Annotated in this window: 25 protein-coding genes and 1 tRNA gene; 14 read left to right on the forward strand and 12 right to left on the reverse strand. The window is 57.6% G+C overall.

The window, feature by feature from the left end; genetic code table 11:
- Position 1: 1 nt before the first annotated feature.
- Together AC2FLA_RS09250 and AC2FLA_RS09255 are read right to left on the reverse strand one after the other, a co-directional pair.
- The gene (locus AC2FLA_RS09250) at positions 2–1189 is read right to left on the reverse strand and encodes a pyridoxal phosphate-dependent aminotransferase (RefSeq protein WP_496721748.1); all 1188 of its coding nucleotides are present in this window, start codon (positions 1187–1189) and stop codon (positions 2–4) included.
- Positions 1190–1247: 58 nt separating this feature from the next.
- Entirely contained in the window at positions 1248–1592 is a 345-nt protein-coding gene (locus AC2FLA_RS09255) for an MmcQ/YjbR family DNA-binding protein (protein ID WP_282151284.1), read from the reverse strand.
- A gap of 215 nt (positions 1593–1807) precedes the next feature.
- Between AC2FLA_RS09255 and cysS the strand changes: the two genes are divergently transcribed.
- From cysS to AC2FLA_RS09270, 3 genes are read left to right on the forward strand one after another with little or no spacing between them, the layout of a single operon-like run.
- Positions 1808–3229 carry a cysteine--tRNA ligase gene (gene cysS / locus AC2FLA_RS09260; RefSeq protein WP_496721749.1) on the forward strand — a complete coding sequence of 474 codons (1422 nt, stop codon included), beginning with the start codon at positions 1808–1810 and terminating at the stop codon, positions 3227–3229.
- Positions 3229–4863: a citramalate synthase gene (gene cimA / locus AC2FLA_RS09265; RefSeq protein ID WP_496721750.1), complete on the forward strand. Its 1635-nt coding sequence runs from the start codon at positions 3229–3231 to the stop codon at positions 4861–4863. Before cysS ends, cimA begins: the two co-directional genes overlap by 1 nt.
- Positions 4860–5642 (forward strand): squalene/phytoene synthase family protein, encoded by a 783-nt coding sequence (locus AC2FLA_RS09270; RefSeq protein WP_496721751.1) that lies wholly within the window; start codon positions 4860–4862, stop codon positions 5640–5642. The genes cimA and AC2FLA_RS09270 overlap by 4 nt, the downstream gene beginning before the upstream one ends.
- On the opposite strand, the gene AC2FLA_RS09275 is transcribed toward AC2FLA_RS09270, so the two are convergent.
- Positions 5643–6233 carry a YceI family protein gene (locus AC2FLA_RS09275; RefSeq protein ID WP_496721752.1) on the reverse strand — a complete coding sequence of 197 codons (591 nt, stop codon included), beginning with the start codon at positions 6231–6233 and terminating at the stop codon, positions 5643–5645.
- 91 nt (positions 6234–6324) lie between these two features.
- Between AC2FLA_RS09275 and AC2FLA_RS09280 the strand changes: the two genes are divergently transcribed.
- Positions 6325–6741, forward strand: a complete 417-nt coding sequence (locus AC2FLA_RS09280) for a MarR family winged helix-turn-helix transcriptional regulator (RefSeq protein ID WP_496721753.1) — start codon at positions 6325–6327, stop codon at positions 6739–6741.
- Here the strand turns inward: AC2FLA_RS09280 and AC2FLA_RS09285 are convergent.
- Positions 6738–7955: an MFS transporter gene (locus AC2FLA_RS09285; protein ID WP_496721754.1), complete on the reverse strand. Its 1218-nt coding sequence runs from the start codon at positions 7953–7955 to the stop codon at positions 6738–6740. The genes AC2FLA_RS09280 and AC2FLA_RS09285 overlap by 4 nt on opposite strands.
- 97 nt (positions 7956–8052) lie before the next feature.
- Here AC2FLA_RS09285 and AC2FLA_RS09290 point away from each other — a divergent pair, with 97 nt between their 5' ends.
- The 4 genes from AC2FLA_RS09290 to AC2FLA_RS09305 are packed head-to-tail and all read left to right on the forward strand — an operon-like array spanning position 8053 to position 10149.
- Positions 8053–8685 (forward strand): DNA-3-methyladenine glycosylase family protein, encoded by a 633-nt coding sequence (locus tag AC2FLA_RS09290; RefSeq protein ID WP_282151577.1) that lies wholly within the window; start codon positions 8053–8055, stop codon positions 8683–8685.
- The gene (locus AC2FLA_RS09295; protein ID WP_496721755.1) at positions 8682–9347 is read left to right on the forward strand and encodes an alpha/beta hydrolase; all 666 of its coding nucleotides are present in this window, start codon (positions 8682–8684) and stop codon (positions 9345–9347) included. The genes AC2FLA_RS09290 and AC2FLA_RS09295 overlap by 4 nt, the downstream gene beginning before the upstream one ends.
- Before the next feature lie 2 nt (positions 9348–9349).
- Complete coding sequence (locus tag AC2FLA_RS09300; RefSeq protein ID WP_496721756.1) at positions 9350–9853, forward strand: GNAT family N-acetyltransferase; 504 nt, start codon at positions 9350–9352, stop codon at positions 9851–9853.
- Positions 9847–10149: a putative quinol monooxygenase gene (locus tag AC2FLA_RS09305; protein ID WP_282118372.1), complete on the forward strand. Its 303-nt coding sequence runs from the start codon at positions 9847–9849 to the stop codon at positions 10147–10149. Before AC2FLA_RS09300 ends, AC2FLA_RS09305 begins: the two co-directional genes overlap by 7 nt.
- Before the next feature lie 4 nt (positions 10150–10153).
- Here the strand turns inward: AC2FLA_RS09305 and AC2FLA_RS09310 are convergent, their stop codons facing one another.
- Positions 10154–10579 carry a VOC family protein gene (locus tag AC2FLA_RS09310; protein WP_496721757.1) on the reverse strand — a complete coding sequence of 142 codons (426 nt, stop codon included), beginning with the start codon at positions 10577–10579 and terminating at the stop codon, positions 10154–10156.
- A 31-nt stretch (positions 10580–10610) separates the two neighbouring features.
- A complete protein-coding gene (locus AC2FLA_RS09315) occupies positions 10611–11216 on the reverse strand; it encodes an rRNA large subunit pseudouridine synthase E (protein WP_496721758.1) in 606 nt (201 codons plus the stop codon).
- Between the two features lie 213 nt (positions 11217–11429).
- Here AC2FLA_RS09315 and AC2FLA_RS09320 point away from each other — a divergent pair, with 213 nt between their 5' ends.
- Positions 11430–12014, forward strand: coding sequence for an HNH endonuclease (locus AC2FLA_RS09320; protein ID WP_058278012.1), 585 nt, complete (start codon positions 11430–11432; stop codon positions 12012–12014).
- A gap of 6 nt (positions 12015–12020) precedes the next feature.
- On the opposite strand, the gene AC2FLA_RS09325 is transcribed toward AC2FLA_RS09320, so the two are convergent.
- Both AC2FLA_RS09325 and AC2FLA_RS09330 read right to left on the reverse strand, forming a co-directional pair.
- Positions 12021–12485, reverse strand: coding sequence for a disulfide bond formation protein B (locus tag AC2FLA_RS09325; protein ID WP_496721759.1), 465 nt, complete (start codon positions 12483–12485; stop codon positions 12021–12023).
- The gene (locus AC2FLA_RS09330; protein WP_496721760.1) at positions 12482–13060 is read right to left on the reverse strand and encodes a YqaA family protein; all 579 of its coding nucleotides are present in this window, start codon (positions 13058–13060) and stop codon (positions 12482–12484) included. Before AC2FLA_RS09330 ends, AC2FLA_RS09325 begins: the two co-directional genes overlap by 4 nt.
- A gap of 145 nt (positions 13061–13205) precedes the next feature.
- Between AC2FLA_RS09330 and AC2FLA_RS09335 the strand changes: the two genes are divergently transcribed.
- Positions 13206–13291, forward strand: a tRNA-Leu gene (locus AC2FLA_RS09335).
- A 56-nt stretch (positions 13292–13347) separates the two neighbouring features.
- Here the strand turns inward: AC2FLA_RS09335 and AC2FLA_RS09340 are convergent.
- A complete protein-coding gene (locus tag AC2FLA_RS09340) occupies positions 13348–13668 on the reverse strand; it encodes a hypothetical protein (RefSeq protein WP_496721761.1) in 321 nt (106 codons plus the stop codon).
- A gap of 844 nt (positions 13669–14512) precedes the next feature.
- Here AC2FLA_RS09340 and AC2FLA_RS09345 point away from each other — a divergent pair.
- The 4 genes from AC2FLA_RS09345 to AC2FLA_RS09360 all read left to right on the forward strand — a co-directional run bounded on the left by AC2FLA_RS09345 (position 14513) and on the right by AC2FLA_RS09360 (position 22385).
- Positions 14513–17761 carry a matrixin family metalloprotease gene (locus AC2FLA_RS09345; RefSeq protein ID WP_496721762.1) on the forward strand — a complete coding sequence of 1083 codons (3249 nt, stop codon included), beginning with the start codon at positions 14513–14515 and terminating at the stop codon, positions 17759–17761.
- Positions 17762–18276: 515 nt separating this feature from the next.
- Positions 18277–19245, forward strand: coding sequence for a TAXI family TRAP transporter solute-binding subunit (locus AC2FLA_RS09350; protein WP_058271718.1), 969 nt, complete (start codon positions 18277–18279; stop codon positions 19243–19245).
- Between the two features lie 102 nt (positions 19246–19347).
- Positions 19348–21957 (forward strand): TRAP transporter permease, encoded by a 2610-nt coding sequence (locus tag AC2FLA_RS09355; protein WP_496721763.1) that lies wholly within the window; start codon positions 19348–19350, stop codon positions 21955–21957.
- Complete coding sequence (locus tag AC2FLA_RS09360; protein ID WP_496721764.1) at positions 21954–22385, forward strand: universal stress protein; 432 nt, start codon at positions 21954–21956, stop codon at positions 22383–22385. Before AC2FLA_RS09355 ends, AC2FLA_RS09360 begins: the two co-directional genes overlap by 4 nt.
- A 14-nt stretch (positions 22386–22399) precedes the next feature.
- Here AC2FLA_RS09360 and AC2FLA_RS09365 read toward each other — a convergent pair whose 3' ends face one another.
- From AC2FLA_RS09365 to AC2FLA_RS09375, 3 genes are read right to left on the reverse strand one after another with little or no spacing between them, the layout of a single operon-like run.
- Positions 22400–23440, reverse strand: coding sequence for a lipocalin-like domain-containing protein (locus AC2FLA_RS09365; RefSeq protein WP_496721765.1), 1041 nt, complete (start codon positions 23438–23440; stop codon positions 22400–22402).
- A complete protein-coding gene (locus AC2FLA_RS09370) occupies positions 23430–25844 on the reverse strand; it encodes an ABC transporter permease (protein WP_496721766.1) in 2415 nt (804 codons plus the stop codon). Before AC2FLA_RS09370 ends, AC2FLA_RS09365 begins: the two co-directional genes overlap by 11 nt.
- The gene (locus AC2FLA_RS09375) at positions 25841–26488 is read right to left on the reverse strand and encodes an ABC transporter ATP-binding protein (RefSeq protein ID WP_496721767.1); all 648 of its coding nucleotides are present in this window, start codon (positions 26486–26488) and stop codon (positions 25841–25843) included. Before AC2FLA_RS09375 ends, AC2FLA_RS09370 begins: the two co-directional genes overlap by 4 nt.
- Positions 26489–26502 lie beyond the last annotated feature (14 nt).

Consider the following 26502-nt stretch of genomic DNA (forward strand, 5'->3'; position numbering starts at 1 on the left):
TCTATTCTGCCGCGTGACTTTCCGCCAGGACGGCGGAGAATTCGCAAATCGTTCTGAGTGCTGCAGCAAAGCGGTAGTCGTCAATTGTCATCGCAACGCGCACGTGTCCTGCCGCCGCTGTGCCAAAACTCTCACCGGGCATGACGGCAATTGCGTGTGTATCCAGCAATGCGTTGGCGAATGCCTCACCGCTTAGCCCCGCTGCGCGGATGTCCAGCATCAGGTACATCGCACCCTGTGCCGGCACGAGGCCGATGGTGTTCTGGTTGGCAAGAATCTCGACCGCCAACGCGCGACGACGCCGGAACGGGGCGGCGATTTCCTCTTCAAGATCATGGCCCGCGCTCAAAGCAAAACTGGCGGCGTCCTGAATGAACCCGGGCACGCCGTATGTTGTATGCGTTGCCAGATTGATGAGATGGGCGATCACCTCCTCCGGGCCGACCACCCAACCGCATCGGGACCCGGTCATCGCGTGTGACTTGGACATCGAACCGACAACCAGCGTACGTTCGGCCATTCCGGGCAGGGTACGTGGCGAGATATGCTCACCTTCCCAGACCTGCGTGTCATAAACCTCATCCGAGATCAGCCACAGGTCGCGGGCACGGCAAACATCTGCGATACCGTTCAGCGTCTCGCGGGAATATACGACACCAGTGGGGTTGTTCGGGCTGTTGATCAACAGCGAAACCGCACCATCTGCCGCCGCATCGATCTGCTGCGCGCGCGGCTGGAATGCATCCTCGGCGGTGGTCTGGATGGCGCGGGCTGTCGCACCGGCGCCCCGGATCGTGCCGGGGTAAGTCGCGTAATAGGGATCGAGATACAGACCGACATCACCGGGATCGCACACCGCCACGTGGGCAGCGAACAGGGCAGATTGGCCGCCCGGGGTGATCAACACGTTGTTGCGTGAGGTCTTCTGACCAGTGCGGGCCTGAATGCGCGCCGCAACGGTATCGCGCAGCAAATCCGACCCGGGCACCACAGCGTAGCCGGTGTTTCCCTGACGTGCCGATAGATCCATGGCATCCAGAATGGTCGGGTGCGTGCGAATGTCATGCTCACCAATGGTGAGTTCAGTAATGACGTGCCCTTCGCTGATCATCCGGCGCGCGCGGTAAAATACATCCCACCCATCACTGCCACCTCCGGTCAGATGAGTGATACGCTGCGACAGTTTCATGGCACGCTCCGATCTTGTCTTCAGCGCAGAATGGGCCAGAGGCATTGGAAAATGTCAATCAGCTTCGTGGGGGCAAAGTGGACTGAACTTTTTTCGTCAGGGAAGACCGCACCAGATCGTAGGATGTGGCCAGCCGATGACGCAGTTCATCCTCGTCACAGTCAAACGGCAGGCGGATCCAGCTGCGATGAAAATAGGGGGCTTTGGTACCGACGCCTGCTTCGATCAGCATCTGAGCCGTCTCGATATCAGGCGTTTTGACGGACACGCCATCGTTGGCAGTGCCGATGCAGGCAAACATCTTGCCGCCAACCTTCCAGGCATCATGGCCTCCGCCCCAGGGATCGGAAAGATCAGCGCCTGGAAACGTGCGGCAGATGGAATTGACAAATTCTCGGCTCATGGTCGAAAGGGTGCGTCACCTTGAGATTGAACTCAAGTCTTGGCTGAACGCGTTGTCCATGCTAGGGGAAGGACATGAACCGTATGACCTGCATCATTATCTGCTGCATTACCTGCTGATTTATCAAGCGGGCCGGTTTCTTTCGTTTTCATCCCTGAGACAAGTTGCTAAGCCCGCGCCAAGCGCAAGCATCTGCTGTCTTTAGGAGCCGACCGATGACGACGATCAAACTGCACAACACACGGACACGGACGAAAGAGGATTTCGTTCCGATCAGTGCCGATAACGTGCGGATGTATGTCTGTGGCCCCACGGTCTATGATCGCGCCCATCTGGGCAATGCGCGACCCGTGGTGGTGTTTGACGTGCTCTATCGGTTGCTACGCCATGTCTACGGCGCGGATCACGTGACCTATGTACGCAATTTCACCGACGTGGATGACAAGATCAACGCGACCGCGCTGGCGCGTCAGAAAGCGGGTGCCGCTGGAACGCTGGAGCAGTTGGTGCAGGAACGGTCGGATGAGACCATCGGCTGGTATCTGCACGACATGGGCGCGTTGGGGGCGCTGAAACCCTCAATTCGGGATGAGCGCCATGAAGAAGCTATGCCGCGCGCGACGCAATACGTTGCGCAGATGATCGCGATGATTGAGGACCTGATCGAAAAGGGCCACGCCTACGCAGCCGAGGGGCATGTTCTGTTCGCCGTGGACAGCTGGAAAGAGAAATACGGCGCTTTGTCCGGGCGGTCTGTCGATGACATGATCGCCGGTGCCCGGGTTGAGGTTGCGCCATACAAGCGGAACCCGATGGATTTCGTGCTGTGGAAGCCTTCGACCGATGAGTTGCCGGGGTGGGACAGCCCTTGGGGCCGTGGTCGTCCGGGGTGGCACATCGAATGCTCGGCAATGAGCTATGAGCTTTTGGGCGAGAGCTTTGATATTCACGGTGGCGGAAACGACCTGATGTTCCCGCACCATGAAAACGAGATCGCGCAGAGCAAATGCGCCCATCCGCATGGTGAGTTCGCGCGGTACTGGCTGCACAATGAGATGTTGCAGGTTGAAGGCAAGAAGATGTCCAAATCGCTGGGCAATTTCTTCACCGTGCATGACTTGTTGGGACAGGGTGTGCCGGGCGAGGTGATCCGGTTTGTCTTCCTGCAGACCCATTATCGCAAGCCGATGGACTGGACCGAGAAAAAGGCGCGTGAGGCTGAGGCGACGCTGCGCAAGTGGCGGGCGCTGACAGCGGGCATCGAGCCCGCCGCCAGCGCTGCACCCGCAGTCGTTGCTGCGCTAGGGGACGACCTGAACACGGCGGGTGCTTTGGCGGAGTTGCACCGTTTGGCGGCGGATGGTGATGCGGCCTCGTTGCTGGCGGGTGCTCAGTTACTTGGTCTGTTGTCGCAAGAAATGGGTGCGTGGGCTGATACGGCTTCGGTGGATCTTTCATCTCATGCAGACAGATTGTCTGATGCGCGGGCGAGTGCAATGCAGAGCAAAGACTTCTCGGAGGTCGATCGCCTAAAGGCAGCTTACCTGGCCGCTGGTCTGGAAGTACGAATGAGCAAGGACGGTGTCGAACTGGTTCCGGGCACAGGGTTCGATGCGGCCAAGCTGGAGGGCGTATGATGACCAAAGAACGCCTCTACCTCTACGACACCACCCTGCGCGACGGGCAGCAGACACAGGGTGTGCAGTTCTCGACCGCTGAGAAGGTGCAGATCGCGCAGGCTCTGGACGAGTTGGGCGTAGACTATATCGAGGGCGGCTGGCCGGGGGCGAACCCGACGGATAGTGCGTTTTTCGATGCGGCTCCCAAGACGTCAGCTTGCTTGACGGCCTTTGGGATGACCAAGCGATCTGGCCGGTCGGCAGAGAATGACGATGTTCTGGCGGCGGTGATGAACGCGGGTACGCGGGCTGTCTGTCTGGTGGGTAAGTCGCACGATTACCACGTGACCCATGCGCTTGGCATCTCATTGGATGAGAATGTCGAGAACGTACGCGCCTCGATTGCACATATCGTAGCGCAGGGGCGCGAGGCGCTGTTTGATGCCGAGCATTTCTTTGACGGCTACAAGGACAATCCAACCTATGCGCTTGAGGTTTGCCGGGCCGCGATGGATGCCGGTGCGCGCTGGGTCGTTTTGTGTGACACCAATGGGGGCGCTTTGCCCGCGGAAGTGTCGCAGATCGTGTCCGAGATGGTCGCGGCGGGCCTGCCGGGGGACCGGCTGGGTATCCATACCCACAACGATACGGAAAACGCGGTGGCCTGTTCTTTGGCGGCTGTCAATGCGGGCGCGCGGCAGGTTCAGGGAACCTTGAACGGATTGGGAGAGCGTTGCGGAAATGCGAACCTGACCTCATTGATCCCGACGCTGCTGCTGAAAGAACCTTATGCATCGAACTTTGACATCGGCGTCAGTGTAGAGGCCCTGGCGGGTCTGACCCGCGTCAGCCGCATGCTGGACGAGATCCTGAACCGGGTGCCCAGCAAACAATCCGCCTATGTCGGGGCGTCGGCTTTTGCGCACAAGGCTGGGCTGCATGCCAGCGCGATCCTTAAGGACCCGACGACCTATGAACATGTGGATCCGGCGTCGGTTGGGAACACACGGATCATTCCGATGTCGAACCAGGCGGGGCAGTCGAACCTGCGCCAGCGCTTGATCGAGGCCGGTTTGTCGGTCGAATCCGGTGACCCGGCCTTGGGCCGCATCCTCGAACGGATCAAGCTGCGCGAGGCAGAAGGTTATTCCTACGACACCGCGCAGGCCAGCTTTGAGTTGCTGGCGCGGGACGAACTGGGTCAACTGCCCGAGTTCTTCGAGGTAAAGCGGTACAAGGTCACCGTTGAACGGCGCAAGAACAAGTACAACAAAATGGTCAGCTTGTCCGAGGCCGTTGTTGTGGTGAAGGTCGACGGCGAAAAGAAACTGTCGGTCAGCGAGTCTCTGGATGGGTCCGGCGGCGACCGGGGTCCGGTGAACGCGCTGGCCAAGGCGCTGGCCAAGGATCTTGGTCAATACTCGCGGATATTGGACGACATGCATCTTGTCGACTTCAAGGTGCGTATCACGCAGGGCGGCACCGAGGCTGTAACCCGCGTTATCATCGACAGTGAAGATGGGCAGGGTCGCCGGTGGTCCACCGTTGGCGTCAGCGCGAACATAGTCGATGCCTCGTTCGAGGCGTTGCTGGACGCGATCCAATGGAAACTGGTGCGTGATTGCGGCCCACAGTCGGCAGTCGCCGAGTGAGTGCTCCATTTGACGATGACGTCAAGGCCTGTGCAGCGCTGTTACACAAGGCCGATCCCGACCGGTTCATGGCTGCCATGGCGGCCCCGGTTTCCGCACGGGCGGTGTTGTTTCCGATTTATGCGCTGAACATCGAAGTCGCCCGGGCACCCTGGGTGACGCAAGAGCCGATGATTGCCGAGATGCGCCTGCAATGGTGGCGCGATGCCTTGCAGGAGATTGCCGAGGGTCCGACTGTTCGCCGGCACGAGGTCGTCACACCGCTGTCGCGTGTCTTGTCCCCTCATCTTGCGTCGATGATGGATGAATATGTGGCTGTAAGGCGTTGGGATATTTATCGCGACCCGTTCGAGGACGAAGATCATTTCGACGCGTACATAAACCACAGCGCAGGCACGCTCACGGTAGTAGCGGCACAGGCGCTGGGGTCGGCGGATGAGGATGTCGTGCGGGACTTTGGCTATGCCGTTGGGGTAGCCAACTGGTTGCGCGCCATCCCAGACCTCGAAGCACGCGGGCGAATTCCGCTGCTGGATGGAACGCCTGCGGGTGTTCAGCGTCTGGCTGAAAAAGCGCACGGGCGGTTGAAACGGGCACGTACTCAGCGAAACTTGGTTTCGGCAAAAGCTGCTGCCGCTCTGCATGCCGGTTGGCAAACCGAATTGGTTCTAAAGCAGGTCATTGCGCGCCCGGATAAGGTCGCCTCAGGAACCCTTGGGCCGGGTGAAATCCGCCGCCGCCTGTCATTGATGGTGCAGGCGGCAACGGGGCGCTGGTAGTTACTCCCAGCCGCCGGCGCGCATTTCGGCCGAGATTTTCAGTTGCACCAAGTCCGACGTTCCCGGGGCAAACATCCCGACGCCATACTCGCTGCGCAAAAGTTGGCCATCGGCTTCGACGGCAACCCAGTCACCTTTGTAGTAATCGAAGAATCCAGCCAGGGGATGTTCACCCATGAAGGTCAGGTCGATCTCAAGCGTTGCGGGCTTGGTCTGATCCTTGATTGTCAAATCTCCGATCATTTGCAGGGTGCTTGCACCGGTTTGCACCGCCGAGGTCGAGACGAATTTGATGTTTGGGTAAGCCTCGACGTCGAAGAAATCACCGCTTTTGAGGTGATCGTTGAGCGGCCCCCAACCGGTTTCGACACTTGAGGCGTCGATTGTGATATCCGCGCTGGTTGCGGTGACATTTTCGGGATCAAACTCGACGGTGCCGGATACGGCGGTCCATTCGCCGGATTGTTCGGTCAGTCCCGCGTGGTTGTAGTAGAACCGGATTTCCGTGTGACTTTGATCAAAGTGATAGGTTTCGGCAAAGGCTGGCGTGGCCAGTGCCAAAACGAGGGCAGATGCGGTAAACAGCTTCATGACATTTCTCTGATTTGCAGGGTTGATGATTAACATGTAAATGCATCTAAAATGATGAGCAAAGAAAAACCACAATCCTCGCGGAGGCGTGATGAGCGGATTTGAAGAACGAGAGGCGGCTTGGATCGCACTGAACCAGACACGCACCCGGATCTTTTCCCGGGCTGAGCGCGCGCTGGTGGCAGCCGGATATCCACGACTGCACTGGTATGATGTTCTGTGGGAGTTAGAGAGATCGCCGGACGGTCTGCGCCCCAAGCAACTAGAGCAGCAACTTCTGTTTGATCAGTCCAGCTTTTCTCGTCAGGTCGCACGGATGGCGGAAGACGGGTTGCTGACACGCCATGCTGCAGCTGGGGATGGGCGGGGGAAGGTTCTTCGCATTACAGACGAAGGTCGCACCCTGAGGCGGCAGATGTGGGATATCTACCGCATGCACATTGATGAGGGGATCGCCGAGGCACAGAAATTAGGTGCCTTTGCACCGATACTGAACCTTAACGATTAGGCTGTTCGGGGCCGCATCGTCAGCCACAAAAGCGCGCCGCCCGCCATAGTCAGAAGGGGGACCATCGCGACGTTCACCGCGGTCCAACCTTCGATTGGAGAGCCGCCGGAACAGTTCATCAGCCCGCCCGAAGCCAGCGAGGCAAACGTGACGCCACCAAACACCAGCAAGTCGTTCAGCCCCTGCATGCGTCCGCGCTCGCTGACGTCATGCGATTCAGCCAACATGGTGGTTGCGCCGATAAAGCCAAAGTTCCAGCCGATACCCAGCAGGATCAGCGCGACAAAGAAATTACCCAGTTCAACGCCCTGCAAAGCCACCACTCCGGCCGCAGCTAGTATGAGAAGGCCCAGTGCCACGATCCGTTCGACCCCAAAACGGGCAATCAATTGTCCGGTGAAAAAGCTGGGAATGTACATCGCCAACACGTGGCTGGTGACGACATCCGCCGCGTCATTGGCGCTGAACCCGCAGCCCACGACGGCCAGCGGTGTCGATGTCATCACAAGGTTCATCAGCGCGTAGGACACCATGGCGCAGATAATCGCAACCGCGATGCGCGGCGTCTTCAGCAGCTCGATCCGGGACCGGCCTTTGGGGGCATCGGCCGCAGGTTTGGGCGGGGTCGGAATGTCGAGGAAAAAGAACAGGGCCGAGCCAATGACGTTCACTGCGATGACAGCGATGTATGTGCCGAGGAATGGAATGACATACGCGGTCGAGGTCAATTTGACGATCTGAGGTCCGATGATTGCCGCTGCCAGACCGCCCGCCATGACGTAGGAAATCGCTTTGGGACGGAACGCGTCTGATGCGGTGTCAGCGGCGGCAAAGCGGTAGAAACCGTGCGCGCTCATGTAAATGCCAGTCAGCAGGCTGCCAGCAAGGAACACTGGGAATGATCCCAGAAACAAGCCATACGCGCCGACAAGCCCGCCGCAAGCGCCCGCCGTTGCCCCGACCAGAAATCCAGCACGGCGACCCCAGCGTTGCATAATGGCCGAGATCGGCGTCGCCGCCAGCATTGAGCCAAGGACGATCAATGATATGGGCAGAGTCGCCAGACAAGGATTGGTTGCCAATGATTGGCCGGCCAGCCCACCGACGATAAAGATCATCGGCATCTGTGCGCCAAGCAAGGCCTGCGCGGCCACCAGAACGGCGACATTCCGTTTGGCCTGACTGTTGTCGGAGGGGGTGGCGGTCATCGTCATGAGCACATGCGTAATGGCGAAAACGATTGTGCACAAGCGGGTTGCATCTGCGGCAAAGCGGCCTAACGTGCAGTCGATCATCGAGGCCGGAGAGCACATGTCCGTTGGACGGATCATAGAAACACCCGACTGTGTGGAAGAAGGCGCGACGTGGCTGGCCGAAAGCTGCCCGCGCATGGCCTATGCGATGGAACAGACCGGTCCGTTGCCCTTGCGCCGTCGCCCGGATGGGTTTGCACAACTGCTTAGCGCCATAGTCAGCCAGCAGGTGAGTGTGGCCTCGGCCAATGCGATCTGGAACCGGTTGAAGGATGCGAAACTGACCGGCCCGCGTAAAATCATGTGGGCCACTGACGATGATCTGCGTGCAGTTGGGTTGAGCCGGCAAAAAATCCGCTACGCCCGCGCTTTGGCTGAAGCCCGCATTGACTACAAAGCCTTGCGGGACGTTTCAAACGATGACGTGGTGGCGATCCTGACCGAGGTGTCGGGTATTGGCGTCTGGACCGCCGAGATCTACGCCATGTTTTCGCTCGGCCGCGCTGACGTGATCGCGCCGGGCGATTTGGCGCTGCAAGAGGCTGCGCGCATCCTCTATGATTTGCCCGATCGGCCGACCGACAAACAGCTGCGCCAGATGGCCGAGGCCTGGTCGCCCTGGCGGTCGGTTGCGGCGCGGGTTTTGTGGGCCTATTACCGGGTGGCAAAAGAACGAGAAGGGATCAGATGACACGGGTTTTGAATGCGCTCCGAAAAGAGCCGGTTTCGGGCGATACACGCTCGGTCGTGGTGTTCGTGCACGGCTATGGCGCCAACGGGGCCGATTTGCTGGGGTTGGCCGATCCGCTGGGGGAACATCTGCCCGACACGTTGTTTGTGTCACCCGATGCGCCGGAACAGATCCCCGGAATGCCCAACGGATTTCAGTGGTTTCCGATCCCGTGGATTGACGGATCGTCCGAAGAAGAAGCACGCCGTGGCATGGAAATGGCCGCCGACGATTTCAACGCCTTCCTCGATGCGCTTATGGTGGATGAGGATGTGCTGCCAGAGCAGGTGGTTCTGTTCGGCTTTAGCCAAGGTACGATGATGAGCCTGCACGTCGCCCCGCGCCGCGAAGACCCGGTGGCTGGGATTGTTGCGTTCTCTGGCCGCCTGTTGGAACCGGACCTGTTGCCCGACGAAACCGTCAGCCGAATGCCGATCCTTTTGGTGCATGGTGATGCCGACGATGTGGTTCCACCGCAATCTCTGCCCGAAGCCGCCGAAGCACTGCAGGCCGCAGATTTCAAAGAAGTTTATGCGCATGTCATGAAAGGCACTGGCCACGGGATTGCCCCGGACGGTCTTAGTGTCGCGCTGGCCTTCATGCGCGACAAGCTGAGCCTGTAGCGATGATCGCGGTCCGTCCCATGATGCCTGAGGATGCGGCAATTGCCTGTCGTATTCTCAACGAAATCATTGCTATCGGCGGGACGACCGCGTTTGAAACACCGTTTTCTGAGGCGCTGTTTACCCAAGTCTACCTGAATGGTGCAGACAAAATCTGTTGCCACGTTGCCCTTGATGAACAGGGCGAGGTGGCCGGGTTTCAATGGTTAGGCACCAATGAGGACCTACCGGAAGATTGCGCGGATATCGCGACTTTCACCCGGCGAGAGCCGGTGTTGAAAGGGGCAGGGCGGGCATTGTTCTCTGAAACCTCGACCTATGCCGCGGCCCTTGGGTTCAGAGTGCTCAACGCGACGATCCGGGCCGACAACCGGCAGGGGCTTAGCTATTACGACAAGATGGGTTTCCGCGACTACTCGGTCGCATATGCTGTTTCTCTGCAAGACGGAACGCCAGTCGATAGGATTTCGAAACGGTTTGAATTGAAGAAGGAAACGACATGCTGATTGTCACCGGAACGGTTGAAGTGTCGCTAGATAGTGTCGACAAAGCACTTGAGGCCGCACAGAAAATGGTCGCCGAGACCGTAAAAGAGTCCGGCTGCCTGATCTATGAATTCAGCCAGACACTCGGGCAATCCAACAAGTTCCGCGTGTATGAAGAATGGCAGGATCAGGCCGCGCTCGAGGCGCATTTCGTTGCCCCGCATATGGCCGAGTTTCAGGCTGTTCTGGGCGAAGTGGGCGTTGTTTCGAGCGACATCTACAGGATTGTCGGGGGAGAAAAGCAACCGCTGCGCTAGGGTCTCAATCCCACAGGTGACCTTCAGCGAATTCTACCGAGTTCCCGGCGGGGTCCCGAACATACAGCGATCGTGCCCCGCTTGGCCAATCGAACTCGGCGTCTATGGGAATGTTCCACTCCAGCAGATGCTTGCGCATTTCGTCTATCTCTGTCCGCGATAGAGTCATGCAGACGTGACCGGGCCCGCGTGCGCCATGCGGTGGGACCGGCAGGTTCGGATTTTCCGACGGTTTTGCCGTCTCATCAGCGTTGAACAGCAACAACACCGATCCGCCGACACGGAAAAATGCATGCCGGTTCGCGACGCGTTGAATACACTCTAATGCCAGTATTTCACCATAGAATCGTTCAGCCGCGTCCAGATCGCCAACATAAAGCGCGGCCTCAAGGATCCCCTCTGGGGATGGTGTGCTTCGGGTGACCTTCATGCCTTAACCCTATCACAAAAGGACGTTTTTGTCACCTGCGCGGTCGGCGGTCCCGTTTGCGCTTCGGAGCGGAATCCAATACAGCAGCTGTCAGGCTGTCCCATTGACCGGGCGCCAACCCCTCTAGCGTATAGTCCCCGATCCGGGCGCGGATCAGGCGCAGGGTGGGATGACCGACCGCTGCCGTCATGCGTCGAACTTGCCGGTTGCGGCCTTCGCGCAAGGTCAGCTCGATCCAGCTATCCGGTATAGTTTGGCGTACGCGGATAGGTGGGTTTCGTGGCCATAGATCTTCGGGCTCATCCATCAACCGGGCCTTGGCCGGGCGCGTTTTTCCATCCTTCAGATCGACCCCGTCGCGTAGGGCTTTCAGGGCGGCAGCATCGGGCAAACCTTCGACCTGAACCCAATAGGTCTTGGGCATCTTGTGCTTGGGGTCTGATATTTGCGCCTGCAGCCGGCCGTTGTCCGTCAACAGCATCAGGCCCTCGCTGTCGCGATCCAGTCGCCCAGCCGGATACACGCCGGGCAGGTCGATGAAATCCGACAAAGTACTGCGTGGCGTCTCTGCATTTGCGCGGTCGGTAAACTGCGGCAACACATCGAAGGGTTTGTTGAATCGTATGAACCAGCTCATGATCCCGCCATAGCCTGCCAGAGGCAGAGAACGCAACCTGTGGATAACTGTCACGCCTCTGTTACGGATTCGGCATACTCCATACCCGAGATGTTGTGGAAACTCAGGGCTTGTCAGAGTTTTAACACGATATATAGTTAAGTTAAGGCCGGGGCGGGTGTTCCCCGCTCTGGTGTCAATAACGGGCAGAGCAGAGCGAGGAGCGATTCCGATATGGACGGAGAATTCAGGACCGAATTTGTCAGGGAACCGGGTGCCCTAAAGCACCATCCGGCATTGGTTTTGAACGCCGATTATCGCCCCTTGTCCTATTACCCCTTATCCCTGTGGCCCTGGCAAGAAGCGATCAAGGCGGCCTGGCTAGACAGGGTGGACATCGTGGCCGAATACGACGAGGTGGTCCGAAGCCCAAGTACCGAGATCCGAATACCGTCGGTCGTTGTCCTGAAAGACTATGTAAAACCCAGAAAGCGCGTGGCCTTCACGCGCTTTAATTTATTTTTAAGGGACGAATTCCGCTGCCAGTATTGTGGAAGCCGTGACAACCTGACCTTTGACCATGTTGTTCCGCGGGCTGCCGGGGGTGTGACCAGTTGGCAGAACGTTGTGGCGGCCTGTAGCCCTTGCAACCTAAGGAAGGGGTCGAAGTCGCTGCGGCAGGCGGGCATGTCGCTGCGCAAACCACCGCGTCAGCCAGATGCCGAGGCGCTGCGAAACATCGGGCGCAAGTTCCCCCCGAACCACCTGCATGACAGCTGGATCGATTTTCTGTATTGGGATGCCGAACTGGACGCGTAGTAACGTTTATTTTGCGCGGAACGCGGCCAGCCAGACCAAAACCAGACCAGCAGATAGCAAAGCGTTCCAGCCAGCCATCGACATGCCGAACATCTCCCACGGGATATCATCACAGCGCACAAGTGGCGCGGACATGATCTGATCCATCAGTTCCTCAGCGGACAACCCGCCAATATCACCCGATGTGCAGCTGGTTGGACCTTCCCACCATTTCTGCTCGACACCTGCGTGGTAAATGCCAATCCCGGCAGTCACCATCGCGGCCACTGCACCCAAAAGCGGCAGGGGGCGGATGCCCGGAAAGGCAAAGGCCAACACGCCAATCAGAACGGCCGCGCCGTGGGGATAGCGTTGCCAGATGCACATTTTGCACGGGGCCATACCGCCCAGATACTGAAACGCCCATGCGCCTAACAACAGTGCGGCGGAACCGCCCGCCGCAATCAGGATCAACAGTTTTTTGCGTTTCATAAGAACTTCACCGCTAAGAATCCACCAAACAGCAGGATGACAAACAGAGTGAACATAAGCCCCAGACGCTTTTCGATGAAGTTGCGAATGGGTTCACCAAAACCCCAAAGCAGCCCGGCAACAATAAAGAACCTGAGCGCGCGGGCCAGAATCGACGTGGCGATGAATGTGCCCAGCGGCATGCCCGTCCAGCCGGACATGATGGTGATGACCTTGTACGGGAAAGGGGTAACCCCTGCGCCCAGCACGGCCCAGAATCCGAAATCGTTGAACTTGGTGTTGAACTCTTCCATGGCATGCGCCTTACCCATGGATTCGAGGATGGGTTGGCCGATGCTTTCATAGAAGAACGCGCCGATCGCATATCCCAGCATGCCTCCCAGCACCGACGCCACCAGGGCAACTGTCGCGATCAGCCAGGCGCGTGACGGGCGCGCAAGAATCATGGGAATCATCAGAACGTCCGGGGGAATCGGAAAGAACGAGCTTTCGACAAATGCCACAACGGCCAGAGCCCAAAGCGCGTGCGGGTGTTCGGCCAGACGAATGGTCCAGTCATAGAGCGATCGCAACATCAGATGCTAAAATCCCGTTCTCTTGTTGCGTCAGCCAAACCATGCGCCTGATGGGGCGTCAACCGGCCTGAAGAAAACAAACTGAATATCGGTTGTTTTTTGCCTCTGGACCTTCCCGATTATGAGCGCTAATCCAGTGTTCGTGGCCCAAGTGGCGGAATGGTAGACGCAGGGGATTCAAAATCCCCCGTCCTAACGGACGTGCCGGTTCGAGTCCGGCCTTGGGTACCAAGGTAAAAACAGAGAGTTAGGGGAACCTGCTCTCTGTTTTTTCTTTCCGGGTTTTCCTATTGCTCACATTGCTTACTCACAGTTTCACGCTCTGCTCTCAGATCAGACTCGACGGGTCCGCGCGGCTTTTGATAGCCTGCGACCATTTCCACGCTTTGGTTCGTCACGGCCTGTATTTCCACCTCAGAGCACCGAGCCTCGGCCAATCGGATGATTGGCAGCTTGCGCAACCCGTGTGGGACGAAGGGCTTTGCATTGGGCCCCAGATACTTTTGCCAGGCACGGAACGCCTTTTCGGCCAAACCATAGCCCAGCGGCTCGCTTAGGTTCAGCAGCGCCCCATGGCAGCCCCTTCGATCCTCCAAATCTTTTCCCACCACCGCCCAATAGAAAAATTGGAACGGGTTCGTTCGAATGCTCCATGTTGCAGGTGACCGCCACCGCGTCACCGCTGATGACAGATACGGAAGCATGACACATCTATGGGGGGGACAATTGATATACAGATCCCAAAATGGTGCCTCTAACATCCGTTTCTGCCCTTTATTTCGTTGAGTATTCGCCATGTCACTTTGAATCCCGGAAACTCTGCTTGGGAACCACCCATTTTGTTTAGGTTTTAAGTACCGTTGGTTGAATTAGTTGGGCGAGTGTTGTTCCCACTATTCGGGGCGAGAGTATTCGGTTTGCGCATATGAACGCTGTATTGAAGATGTCCAAATTGCGCCCTAACTTTGCCACAACACAAAATTAAGCACTCCTCGTGCTATGGGCGAGTAATAGTCGCGGCTACCAATTGCGATTTGCTAATGTGCCGCTGTTCCGGAAGTGCTAATGCCAACCACAATCCGGAAGTTCATAATTGACAGAAGTGAAGGGAGTGACATCAATTTAGCAGGTAATTCTTCGCCGCACTCTGAGGGTTTTGCAAAATTCAAATAAAAGATCGACGGCGGTTCGAAGCGGGGAGCCTTTCCCTTTTTCATATTCAAAACATGGGATTTGCCTTTGATTTCTGAAAAATCGAACGTCTGTGATACTTTTAGTGAAAGATCCTTTACCTGACGTCATCGACCCCAATGGAAGTAAATGACGGAAATGCTTATCTTTTAGCTTGCGATGCCGAATTCTCCAAGAATACAATCAAAAGAAACAGTAAACGAACTTACAACCTAGTGGCGAAAATCGCACTGTGCCACGTTCAACTATTTTAGGCCGAGCATGATCAGCTATATTCCTGGACCTTCCAGTTCTTCGCCTCTGAGTTCCATTCAGGGAACCAGAGCGTATGGAGATGCCAACCCCAACACTGTCACCACGATCACTTACAATTTCAATCAACGTGCAGGTACTCAGTACTGGACGGCTGATTATAAAGACGATTTTCGAAAAGCCCTGGCTGCGATCGAAGCGGTGGCCAACATAAGGTTCGTAGAGACCGGCAATGCGGCAACGGCCGATCTGGTCGAGGTCATCTCGCCTGGAATTATTTTTTCGTCGCCCAATGCACTCGGGTATCACTATACGCCGTCAAACCGTCCGTCCGAAGGTGCCTTCAATACAACCTTTTGGAAAACTGGGGCAGGCGGCAATGGTGATCCGGGTGGCTATTTCTTTACCACTCTGGTCCATGAGATTGGCCACGCATTGGGACTTGGGCACCCTCATGAAGCGCACCTTGGCACTGGCGTAATGTCAGGTGTTACAGGGGCGTTTGACTCGTTCGGCACCGCTAATCTGAACCAGGGCGTGTTTACGGTGATGTCGTATAACGACGGATGGACGTCCCGGGACGGTATATTGTCCGACACAGCCACTTACGGCGGCTCCAGAAGCCTTGGCGCGCTGGATATTGCTGCGTTGCAGGCCATGTATGGCGCGAATAATTCGACCAACTCCGGTAATAACACCTATACGCTTTTTACGTCGAATACGCGTGGCACCGGATACGAAACCATCTGGGATACGGGCGGAATCGACACGATTCGGCATACTGGTGGTGCGGGATCTCGGATTGATCTGCGCTCAGCGTCTTTGGACTATTCTACCCTTGGTGGCGGAAGCGTGTCTCATGTCTCCGGCATCAAGGGCGGGTTTACAATCGCCGCCGGTGCGGTGATTGAAAACGCTTCGGGTGGAAACGGTCGGGATACCATTTATGGAAACACCGCCAGAAATGACATCAAGGGTAACGGCGGCGACGATACGATCACTTCGTATTCGAACGGAAGCAACGACAATACGATCGACGGCGGATCAGGCAACGACCTGATACGTGTCGCAAACGGTACCGGTTCCGACACGGTACGCGGCGGTCTGGGGAATGATACGGCTATTGTCATAAACAACGCGGGCAGCTTCTCGGGCGGGTCCGGAACTGACACCGTCCGTTTCACCAGCGCGATCAGCAAATACTTGTTTCTGGCCAACGGTTCTAATTATGAATTTTTGGACGTTGTCACGCGGGTCACGTTCACTGTCTCGATTGATGTAGAACGTTTCGAGTTTCTGAATGGCGGACTTCGATACGATATCGCGGGTCTGAGGAACGCGACACAGATCACTGACATTGAGACGAATGGGACTGCGTTGCAGTATGCCGCGCAAGGTTTCTATTTGTTGGATGGCGGCTCTTCGAATTTGGCGCTCACTCTTCGGGGTGGAGTTGTCGGGCGAGATACGCTGTCTGGCTGGCAGGCGATCCATGCCGAGGCGTCTGGCGGTGGTTACCGGGTTTTGCTCAGGAGTGTTGACGGTTCTTACGCCGATTGGACCGTAAACAACAAAGGTCAACACGTAAGTGGCGTTATTCTCGAAAACTTCGTTGATGTCGAAACCGTCTATAATATTGACCTCAACAATGATGGAACCATCGGCCATTTAACAAGGACAGTCGAGACGGATGGGTCAGTCTCGCTGGTGAGTTCCACGCAGAACGGTTACCTGATCAACGGGACGCTGCCTCTGATGCTGCGGGGGAAAATAGTTGGCCCCGATTCTTTGCCTGGGTGGAGAGCCATTCAAGTTGAAGCAGTGGAGCCTGTGGCTGGTAGTGATTACAAGGTCCTGTTTAAACACTCGGACGGAACTTACGCGGTTTGGACAGTCAATAACGCTGGCCACTACCAGAGCGGAGAGATCATCAATAACATTGTTGATGTCGAAGAGGCCTTTAACCTGGACTTAAATTCAGACGGCGAGATTGGCCACGTTACGACAACTATCGAAACCGCAGGATCGACCACGCTGCAGTCTTCGACTGAATCTGGCTACCGGATCGACGGAACCGTCGATTTGACATTGCGCGGCGACTACGTCGGCCCGAACAGTTTGCCGGGTTGGCAGGCCATTCAAGCCGAAGAAATGGTGAGCGGTGGGTACAAAGTACTGTTCAAGAATGCTGACGGCACCTACGCGGAATGGACGGTCGGCGCTGAAGGTGAGCATCTCAGCGGCCGGATCCTCGATAACATTGTCGACGTCGAAGAGACCTATAACGTCGACTTAAATTCAGACGGCGAGATTGGCCACGTTACGACAACAGTCGAGACCGCGGGATCGACCACACTGCAATCTTCGACCGAAGGCTTTTACCTGATTGACGGAACCATCCATCTGACTTTGCGCGGCGAGGATGTCGGCCCGAACAGCTTGCCCGGCTGGCAGGCCATTCAGGCCGAGGCATTTGGCGAGGGTTACAAGGTGTTGTTCAAGAACGACAATGGCACCTACGCGGAATGGATCGTCGACGGTGAAGGTGGGCATGAAAGCGGCCGGATCCTCGACAACGTGATTGACGTCGAAGAGGCGTATGGCGTTGACATAAACTTGGACGGTGAGACTGGACATTTTACGACAACTGTCGAAACTTCTGGATCGACCTCACTTCTGTCTTCGACCGAAGGCGTCTACCTGATCAACGGAACCATCCGATTGACCTTGCGCGGCGAAGATGTCGGTCCTGACAGCTTACCAGGCTGGGAGGCAATTCAGGCCGAGGCATCGGGCGAGGAGTACAAGGTGCTGCTCAAGAACGCCAACGACAGCTATGCGGAATGGACCGTCAGCGCTGAAGGTGAGTATCTCAGTGGGATCTTCGTTGAAGATGTCGTCAGCCTCGAAAACTTCTATTCCGCTGATATTGACGGCAGCGGATATGTAGGACCCATCCCTATGAAAATGGCCAATCTCGCGACGGCTGACGCTTCTGCGATCGAAGATGGCGGCTCTGTTTCGTACAGTTTGGTGGAAGACCTACAATTTGATTTCTCCTCGGATGCACTTGCCGCAGCATCGAATGACGCAGGTTCTGGAAACGACGTGTTCTCGGCAGCCGTTTCCGGTGTCGAAGGTTCCGCTTTTGATGGGAACGAACAGCCTGCCATCCAAAATAATGAGGTTGAAGTGACGTCCCTTGAGGCCGCGCAGGAGGATGTGTTCGTCTTCCACCCCGACCTGTTCTGGGCGTAGGGGGCAGTCACCAGGGCAGAGCGTTGGGGACAAGCGGCGCTTTGCCTGTTTTCGAGCGACAGAGACTTTACGCCTTTCGCGAGTCGAAACTGACTTGGAACCGAGACTCGCCCATTGGCAATTAACTGGGATATTGTCGTCCGAGGTGGGCTGGCGTACCTCGGATTGTCAGGTATCGGTTCCTCGTTCGTTTCATTATCCGTCAACCCGGCCCTGGATGGCACATTGGTTTCCGGGGCGGGCCTTCGGGTGAAACGCTGCAACAATCCACAGTTCCGATCTTCAACGGGGAAACTTTCGGAAATCTCCTCACATCTGCGGATCGGGGCCTTCATGCCCCGCGCAGGGGTTGACAAGCGTAGTGTCTGAATGAAACGTCAAAGGTGTTGGGAGACTTTTAAATTTCAGATGCTTGACCCGTTGCAAGACGGGTTCGCTTGCCGTACCGGCAAGGTCCCTGGATGGGGGCCGCTGAACTGTCTCTCATCCACAATAAGAGTTGGGAGTTCTCAAAAATGAAAAATAGCAGCAAGCTTAGCCTGGGCGCGGTCGTTACCGCTGCTCTTATGGCTCCGGCCGCTTATGCAGAAGAGTTTATCACCATTGGTACCGGCGGTGTGACCGGCGTGTACTATCCGACTGGTGGCGCGATCTGCCGTCTGGTGAACAAAGGCCGTAAAGAGCACGGCGTGCGTTGCTCGGTCGAGTCGACTGGTGGTTCCGTCTACAACATCAACACCATTCGCGAAGGCGAGTTGGAGTTTGGTGTCGCCCAGTCCGACTGGCAGTACCACGCCTATAACGGCAGCTCGAAATTCGAAGAGGCTGGCCCCTTCGAAAACCTGCGCGCCGTCTTCTCGGTACACCCCGAACCGTTCACCGTTGTTGCACGTGCCGATTCCGGCATCACCAACTTCGAAGACCTGAAGGGCAAGCGCGTCAACATCGGCAACCCCGGTTCCGGTCAGCGCGGCACGATGGAAGTCCTGCTGGGCGAAATGGGTTGGACCACCGACGATTTCGAACTGGCGACCGAGCTGAAAGCGGCTGAACAGTCGGCGGCTCTGTGTGACAACCAGATCGACGCGATGGTTTACACTGTTGGTCACCCGTCGGGTTCGATCCAGGAAGCGACTACAGCCTGTGACTCGGTTCTGGTGAACGTAAGCGGCGACGCCGTCAGCAAGCTGGTTGACGACAACTCGTTCTACCGTACTGCGACAATCCCTGGTGGCATGTACCGTGGTTCGGATGGCGACACCTCGACCTTTGGCGTTGGCGCGACCTTCGTGACCTCGGCAGACGTGTCGGATGACGCGGTTTATGCGGTTGTCAGCTCGGTCTTCGAAAACTTCGACGATTTCAAAAAGCTGCACCCTGCATTTGCCAACCTCAAGCCCGAAGAAATGATTGCAGATGGCCTGTCGGCTCCGCTGCATCCGGGCGCCGAGAAGTACTACAAAGAAAAAGGCTGGGTTCAGTAAGCCAGACCTAAAGCAGGGTGCCCAACGGGCGCCCTGCGACCCAAACCCGAAAAAATCGGGTGGATCAGAAGGCCAAAAATGGCCGCGACGGGGAGACATTTCATGAGTTCCGACACACAATCCAATCGTCCACTATCCGAAGAAGAGCTACAGGATCTTGTGGCCTCATCCGATGCGGGCGGACGTAATCCGGTCGGTAATGTCGGAGTTTTTCTGGCCGTTGTGGCCGCGATCTGGTCGATCTTTCAGGTCGTCCTGGCCTCGCCGCTGGCGAACTATGTTCTGCCCGGCAGCGTTGTGAACAACGCGCGGCAGTTTCACCTGGCCTTTGCGTTGTTTCTGGCCTTTGCAGCCTATCCGGCGCTGAAATCAAGCCCGCGCAACTATATCCCGGTTCAGGATTGGATTATGGGTCTGCTGGGCGCGTTTGTCGCGCTGTATGGTTATTTCTTTTACAACAAGATCGTCGATGCAGGCGGTCTTGCGGATGACACCGACAAATGGGTCGCCCTGGTTGGTCTGCTGTTGTTGTTCGAGGCCGCGCGTCGTGCGCTTGGCCCCGCAATGGCGATCATTGCGACGATCTTTCTGGTATATGTGTTTTTCGGATCCTCTGATTGGGTACCCGAGGTTATTCGCTGGAAAGGCGCAAGCCTGAAAAAGGCCATGAGCCATATGTGGATCACGTCCGAGGGCGTGTTTGGTATCGCGCTTGGGGTTTCGACCAAATTTGTCTTCCTGTTCGTTCTGTTCGGGGCCTTGCTGGATAAGGCCGGGGCAGGGAACTACTTTATCAAGATGGCTTTCGGTGCCTTGGGGCACCTGCGCGGTGGCCCTGCCAAGGCGGCCGTCGTGGGTTCGGCCGCGACCGGCCTGATCTCTGGTTCGTCCATCGCCAACGTTGTGACAACCGGTACATTCACCATACCGCTGATGAAACGCGTTGGGTTTAGCAGCGAACAGGCCGGATCGGTCGAGGTTGCCTCATCCGTGAACGGGCAAATCATGCCCCCGGTGATGGGGGCCGCGGCCTTCCTGATGGTCGAATATGTGGGCATCTCGTATGTCGAGGTGATCACCCACGCCTTCCTGCCTGCCGCGATTTCATACATCGCGCTTGTTTATATCGTGCACCTTGAGGCCGTGAAGCGGAACATGCCCACGCTGGGCGACCGCGACGTAAAGCTGGCGCGCACAGTTGTCGGTATGTTGTCCTTCTTCCTGGTCTTTGCCGGGCTGTGCTACGGTTCTCAATTCCCGGTCGAAGCGGTGACAAACTGGGTGCCGTCATCGGCTGGGCTGGTCCTTAGCCTGATCATCTGTGCCATCTATGTGGCACTGCTGTATCTGGCCGCTCAGGTGCCGGATCTTGAGCCGGACGATCCAAACGCCAAAGAAGTGACCTTGCCGGTCATTGCCGACATCTACAAAGCTGGGCTGCACTACCTGTTGCCGATTATCGTGCTGGTCTACTTCTTGATGATCGAGCAGAAGTCACCGGGTCTGTCAGCTTTCTGGGCCACGACGCTTCTCTTCGTGATCCTACTGACGCAGAAGCCGCTCAAGGCGATATTCCGCGGGCAAAGCAACGTCTACAACACGTTCATTGATGGTGTCGCTGACCTTTGGCAGGGCATGATCGATGGCGCGCGGAACATGATTGGTATCGCGCTGGCAACGGCAACTGCAGGCGTCATCGTGGGCACCGTGACCTTGACTGGTGTGGGGCAAGTGATGGCTGACCTGGTTGAGTTCCTGTCTGGCGGCAACCTGATCCTGATGCTAATTATGGTCGGACTGCTGAGCCTGATCCTGGGCATGGGCCTGCCGACAACTGCGAACTATATTGTGGTCAGTTCGCTGATGGCTGGTGTGGTTGTTGAGCTGGGTGCGCAAAGCGGACTTATCGTGCCGCTTATCGCGGTGCACCTGTTCGTCTTTTACTTTGGGATCATGGCGGACGTAACCCCGCCGGTTGGATTGGCGAGCTTTGCGGCCGCCGCAGTATCAGGTGGTGACGCAATCAAAACCGGGTTCATTGCGTTCTTTTACAGCCTGCGCACCGTGGCCTTGCCGTTCGTGTTCATCTTCAACACGGACCTGCTGCTGATCGATGTGACGTGGGTCGAGGGGATAACGGTGGCAATATTTGCGACAATCGCCATCCTCGTCTTCACGGCCGGGACAATGGGGTACTTCCTGACCCGCAGCCGGTTCTATGAAAGCATCGCACTGATCCTTGTGGCGTTCGCGCTGTTCAGGCCCGACTTCTTCATGAACCGAATCGCGCCACCGTTTACCTCGGTCGAGCCTGCTGCGTTTGTGGAAACCATCGGCGAAACCCCTCCGGGTACCGAGGTGCGTATGGTCATCAGCGGGCCGGACTTTGACACGCTTGAGATGACGGACACGACCGTGGTTGTTCCCGTTGGCAGCGAAGAGGGCGGGCAAGCGCGCGTAGACGCGATGGGTCTGCTGCTGCTTGAAGAAGACGGACTGGTCAAATTGGAAGAGCCGCTGTTCGGGACACCTGTCGCGGATGACCTGGATATCTTCGATTACTACGGAGATGAGGCCGTCCGCCTGACCTCGGTCAGCTTGCCAGCCAGCCAGCCACCGAAACAGTTGATCTACATTCCGGCAATGCTCTTGCTGGGACTGATCGCTTTCCTTCAGCGCGGCCGCGCCGCCAGACAAAAGGTGACCGCATGACAAACGCTGTTCTCTGTGCCGTCGATATCAGCAACGGCGATCTTGATACGCATGTCCTAAAGAAAGCTGCGAAGCTGGCTGATCAGGAAGGTGCTCAACTGGATGTGGTGACGGTCCTGCCGGATTTCGGAGAAAGCTGGGTGTCTGGCTTTTTCGAAAGTGATTTTCACGACAAGGCGCTGGAAGAGGCACATACCAAACTGGCCGAGATGTGTGTGTCCACACTGGGTGCGGATCGGAATGAAAAGATCCGCCATGTGGTCGCGACGGGTACTGCCTATCAGGAAATCCTGAAAACTGCAGAAAGCGCCGGCAGCGATCTGATCGTAATCGGTGCGCACAAACCCGACTTGAAAGACTATCTGCTGGGCCCGAATGCTGCACGGGTCGTGCGGCATTCAGACGTCTCTGTCTACGTGGTGCGCTAAGAAAATTGGGCGGATCAGTACCCTGTCATCTCAAGATATCCCCGTCCGGAATGGCTGCCGCTGATCTGGACGGGACCTTCCCAGTATTCAAACCGTGTGGCCATCCACGCGCCGGGTGTCAGCGCTGATACCTCGACGTCCAGATCCCGGTCAGGCAATGTGACGCGCCATCGTACAGGTACGTCGCGGCCAGCAACGGGCGCAGTCGTCAGCGGCTCGAACGCGACCGAACCATCGGGGATCGCAGTCGTCGTACCATCGGCGGCGATCCACGTGGCCGCGGTGAAATCACCTCGGTCGCCGCGTAACCGAAAAGCCATCATCTTGTCGCCATCGTCAAAGCTGAGCGAGAACCAATCCCAGCCGCTTTGATCTGCGGCCAAAGGTTGTGATGACCATTCGCGGTCCAGCCACCCTTGTCCGGTGACGGCGACATCTCCACCCGGCAGGCGCAAGACGCCTTCGACTTCGTAAAACGGCTGGGAATAGTAATAGCTGGCTTGCCCGTCGCCGGATTTCACCGAAAACCCATTCAGGCCGTGAAAAACGAACGGCCCGTTGGCTTCGAGTTTTAGGTCATAGCCGAAATCCGCACCGTTCGCAGAAAGGCTGACCGCGTTTGGGCCTGACCCGCGCATGTGCCATTCGTCGATCCACGCCTGGAATGGCGCTGCCGTAACCCCTGCCTGACCGATGCCGCCGCGCGACAGACGCTCCGCGAAATAGTGTTTGTCGGGCGTGGTCACCGCAGCATGGCCCATCCATATCTGCGGGCTTTGCCACCCCTCGACCTCATGCGGTTTCAGTGCCGACCGAAACAGGGTCCACTGGATACCATAATCACGCCCATCCTCTCCTTTGAGGTTTGCCGTCAGATACCACCACTCGATCCTGTAGTCCGGGTGGGGGCCATGATCCTGCGGGAATTGAAACGCATACCCCGGCTGGGGCACAGTGAACCCTTCGGCAGAACCACCCAGGCCTGCGTATCCCTGCGCGCGGGCAATGCACGGCGCGGCCAACAGCAAGACGAACAGCCAAATTCTAACGTTCATTGGCAAACACCTTCAGTAGATCCGCAGGCGGCAGGCGCAGCAAACGGGCGGCGGGCAGGGCCGCGGCAACGGTTGCCGCAAGCAGGGTCAGACCCAACAGATAGACCCAGTCGACAGGGAACAGGTACATCGGCAACCTCCAGCCAAACGCTTCGACGTTGATGACGGTCAGCAATGCCCAGGCCAAGGCCAACCCCAGTGGCAGCGCCAGCAGAGCCGTCAAAGCGGCCAGCAAGACGCTGCGCAAAAGCTCAAGCCGGGCCAGTTCCGCACGCGTCAGCCCAAGCGCCCATATGGGCGCAATCTGAGGCAGACGCTGGGTCCACAGCGTCAGCAGGCTGGTCAGAATGGCGAACCCTGCAACCCCCAGCGTCAGGATGTTCAAGGCCGAGGTCACAACGAATGTCTTTTCGAACACCTGCATGGATTGCGCCTTCATTGCGGCTTGCTGGACAACTGCTCGGCGGGGCAGGTCGAACTGATTGCGTAACGCTTGGGCCAAAACTGTGGCCCGATCAGGCGCGACACGAATACCAAACCGGCGCGCCTCAGCGCCGGGGGCGATCTGATCCAGTTGGGCCATGGAAACGATGGCCTGACCGGTTGGGTTGCCATAGTCCGAATAGACACCTGCGATGGTCAACGAGTCAGCGGATGTGATCGCCAGAGTATCTCCGGGCCACAGGTTTTCCCGGCGGGCCAGCTGTTCGTTGATCAGAACGGCGGTTCCGTCGTGGACCCGGTCCCAAACACGTTCCGAAGAACTGATCAGCGGCCATTTCTCACGATAGGTCTGATCGTCAATGATGCCATAGAGAAACAGAGACCCCGACGAATGCGCCAGTTCAACGCTTCGGATCGGCAGGATGGCATCTACCTGCGGGTTCAGCCATTCTGCGATGTCCTGACCCTGCTGATCGGTGGCAGCGGTGATGTAGAGCTCGGATGTCAGACGCTGATCCAGCCAACCGGTAAAGGTCAACCGAAAGCTGGAAACCATCGTGCCCACGCCGATATTCGCGGCAAGCGCCAGCAACAGGGCCATCAGCGCCAGGGACAGGCCGGGCAGTTGGGCGCGCATGTCCGACCAGACCCATTGGGCTATTGGCCCTTTCGCTGAACGCTGAAACAGAATCAGGACGCGCGACAAGGCATAGGGCAATACCAACGCGGACCCGACCAGCAACCCGGCGACCATGACGAATCCTGCAACCAACCCCCCGAACAACAACAGGGCTAGAATGCCCCCGACAATAGCGGCGACACCAGCAAGGGCGACGACCCAGCTACCCGAGGCCGCGCTGCGCCAGGCCTGCAAGCCTGCGCCGCTTAGGATTGGCATTCGCGACAGGCGATACAAGGCGTGTCCGCTGGCCAGAAAAGTGCCGCCCAAGGCCATCGCCAACCCGGACAGTGCCCATTGAGGTTGCAATGAGATCTGGCCGCTGACAGGTGCACCGTAAAGTCCGCGCAAACTTGCAGCCACATCCGGCAACAGCGCGCCTGCGAGAAAAAAGCCCAACACCAAACCGAGTATTCCGCCGACAATCGCCAGCACGGAAAGCTCAGCCATGATCAGCCAAACCAGCCGTCGCATCGAAACACCCAAAGCGCGCAAGGTTCGGATCATGCCGCGCCGTTGGGCAAAGGCCAGGCCCACGGTTCCGTGCACGATGAACAGACCCACCGCAAAGGACAGCAGGCCAAAGGCGGACAGGTTCAGGTGAAAACTGTCGGTCAGTTGTGCGGTATCCAGTTGTTCCTGTGCCGGGACCCGCTCCAGTTCGGGGGCAATAGTCGACAGCGGTGGAATTGAACCGGGTTGATCCGGTAAAATTATCAGGTGCGAAATCTCTCCCGGCTTCTTCAGTAACGTCTCGGCCACACCGATGTCGGTCAGGATCAGATCAGGCGGCAAGGCGTCGCTAATCAGGATCGGAGGCAAACCGGTCTGGCCGGCCAATAGCGGCTCCAAAACCGGGGTCGTCAGCAATCGCCCCGGCGCGGTCAACATATCGGCAGGGTCGGGTGGCGTGCCGCTTTGTTCCATCTGCGTGACGGCGGGCAGGGCGGGATAGGCCATCATATCAACGCCAAGGACCCGTAATGTCTGACCCTGAACCCGCAATGGGCCTTCCAGCACCGCAGCAACCTGCCAGCCCGCGCGCCTCAGTTCGACGTAGCGCGACAGGGGGATCGGGCCGGCGGGGTTGTGCAATTCGTCAAACCGACCCAGTGCCAGTTGATCGGCGGCACGATCATAACTGGCACGAGCCTCGGCATTGATGGCCTGCACCGCGGACCAAAGACCGGTTGCAAGGGCCAGACCGATCAGCAGGGTCGCCAGTTGCAGCCGGTGCGCCCGCCAATGAGAGGCCAGCGCCTGAATGACGGTCAGCGTCATGCGATTTGCCCGCCAGCCAGATGCACACGTCGATCCAGCCGGGCCGCGATCTCGTGCGAGTGGGTGACCAAAAGCAGCGCGGCCCCGGTATCCGCAACAAGAGCCAACATGAGGTCAAGAACGGTGGCGCTGGCTGTTTCGTCCAGGTTTCCCGTAGGTTCATCCGCCAGTAGCAATTTGGGCCGGGCGGCCATGGCACGACCGATGGCAACGCGCTGTTGTTGCCCGCCCGACAGGTTCTCGGGATATCGATCAAGCAGATCGGAAAGGCCCAGCCGCTGGGCCAGATGGGCGCACCAATCGGGGTCGTGGCATTCGGCCAACCGGGCATGAAACGACAGGTTTTGACCTGCTGTCAAAGATGGGATCAAGTTAAATTGCTGAAACACCAGCGATAAGGACGTGCGGCGCAGGGCGGCCCGGCCTGGATCATCCAGTTTCGACAGGGCTACGCCGTCCAGTGTGATTTCCCCGCTGTCCACAGTGTCCAATGCAGCAGCAAGGTTCAGCAGGGTGCTTTTACCGCTGCCGCTTTCGCCGGTCAGGGCTAGCGTTTGGCCGCGATCCAGCGACAATGACACGTCGCGCAGGACCGGCCGACCACCGGAATAGGATTTCTGAACCTTGTCAAATTTCACAAGCATGTTCGCCCTCATTT

Source organism: Ruegeria sp. CDSA033, from assembly GCF_059612305.1.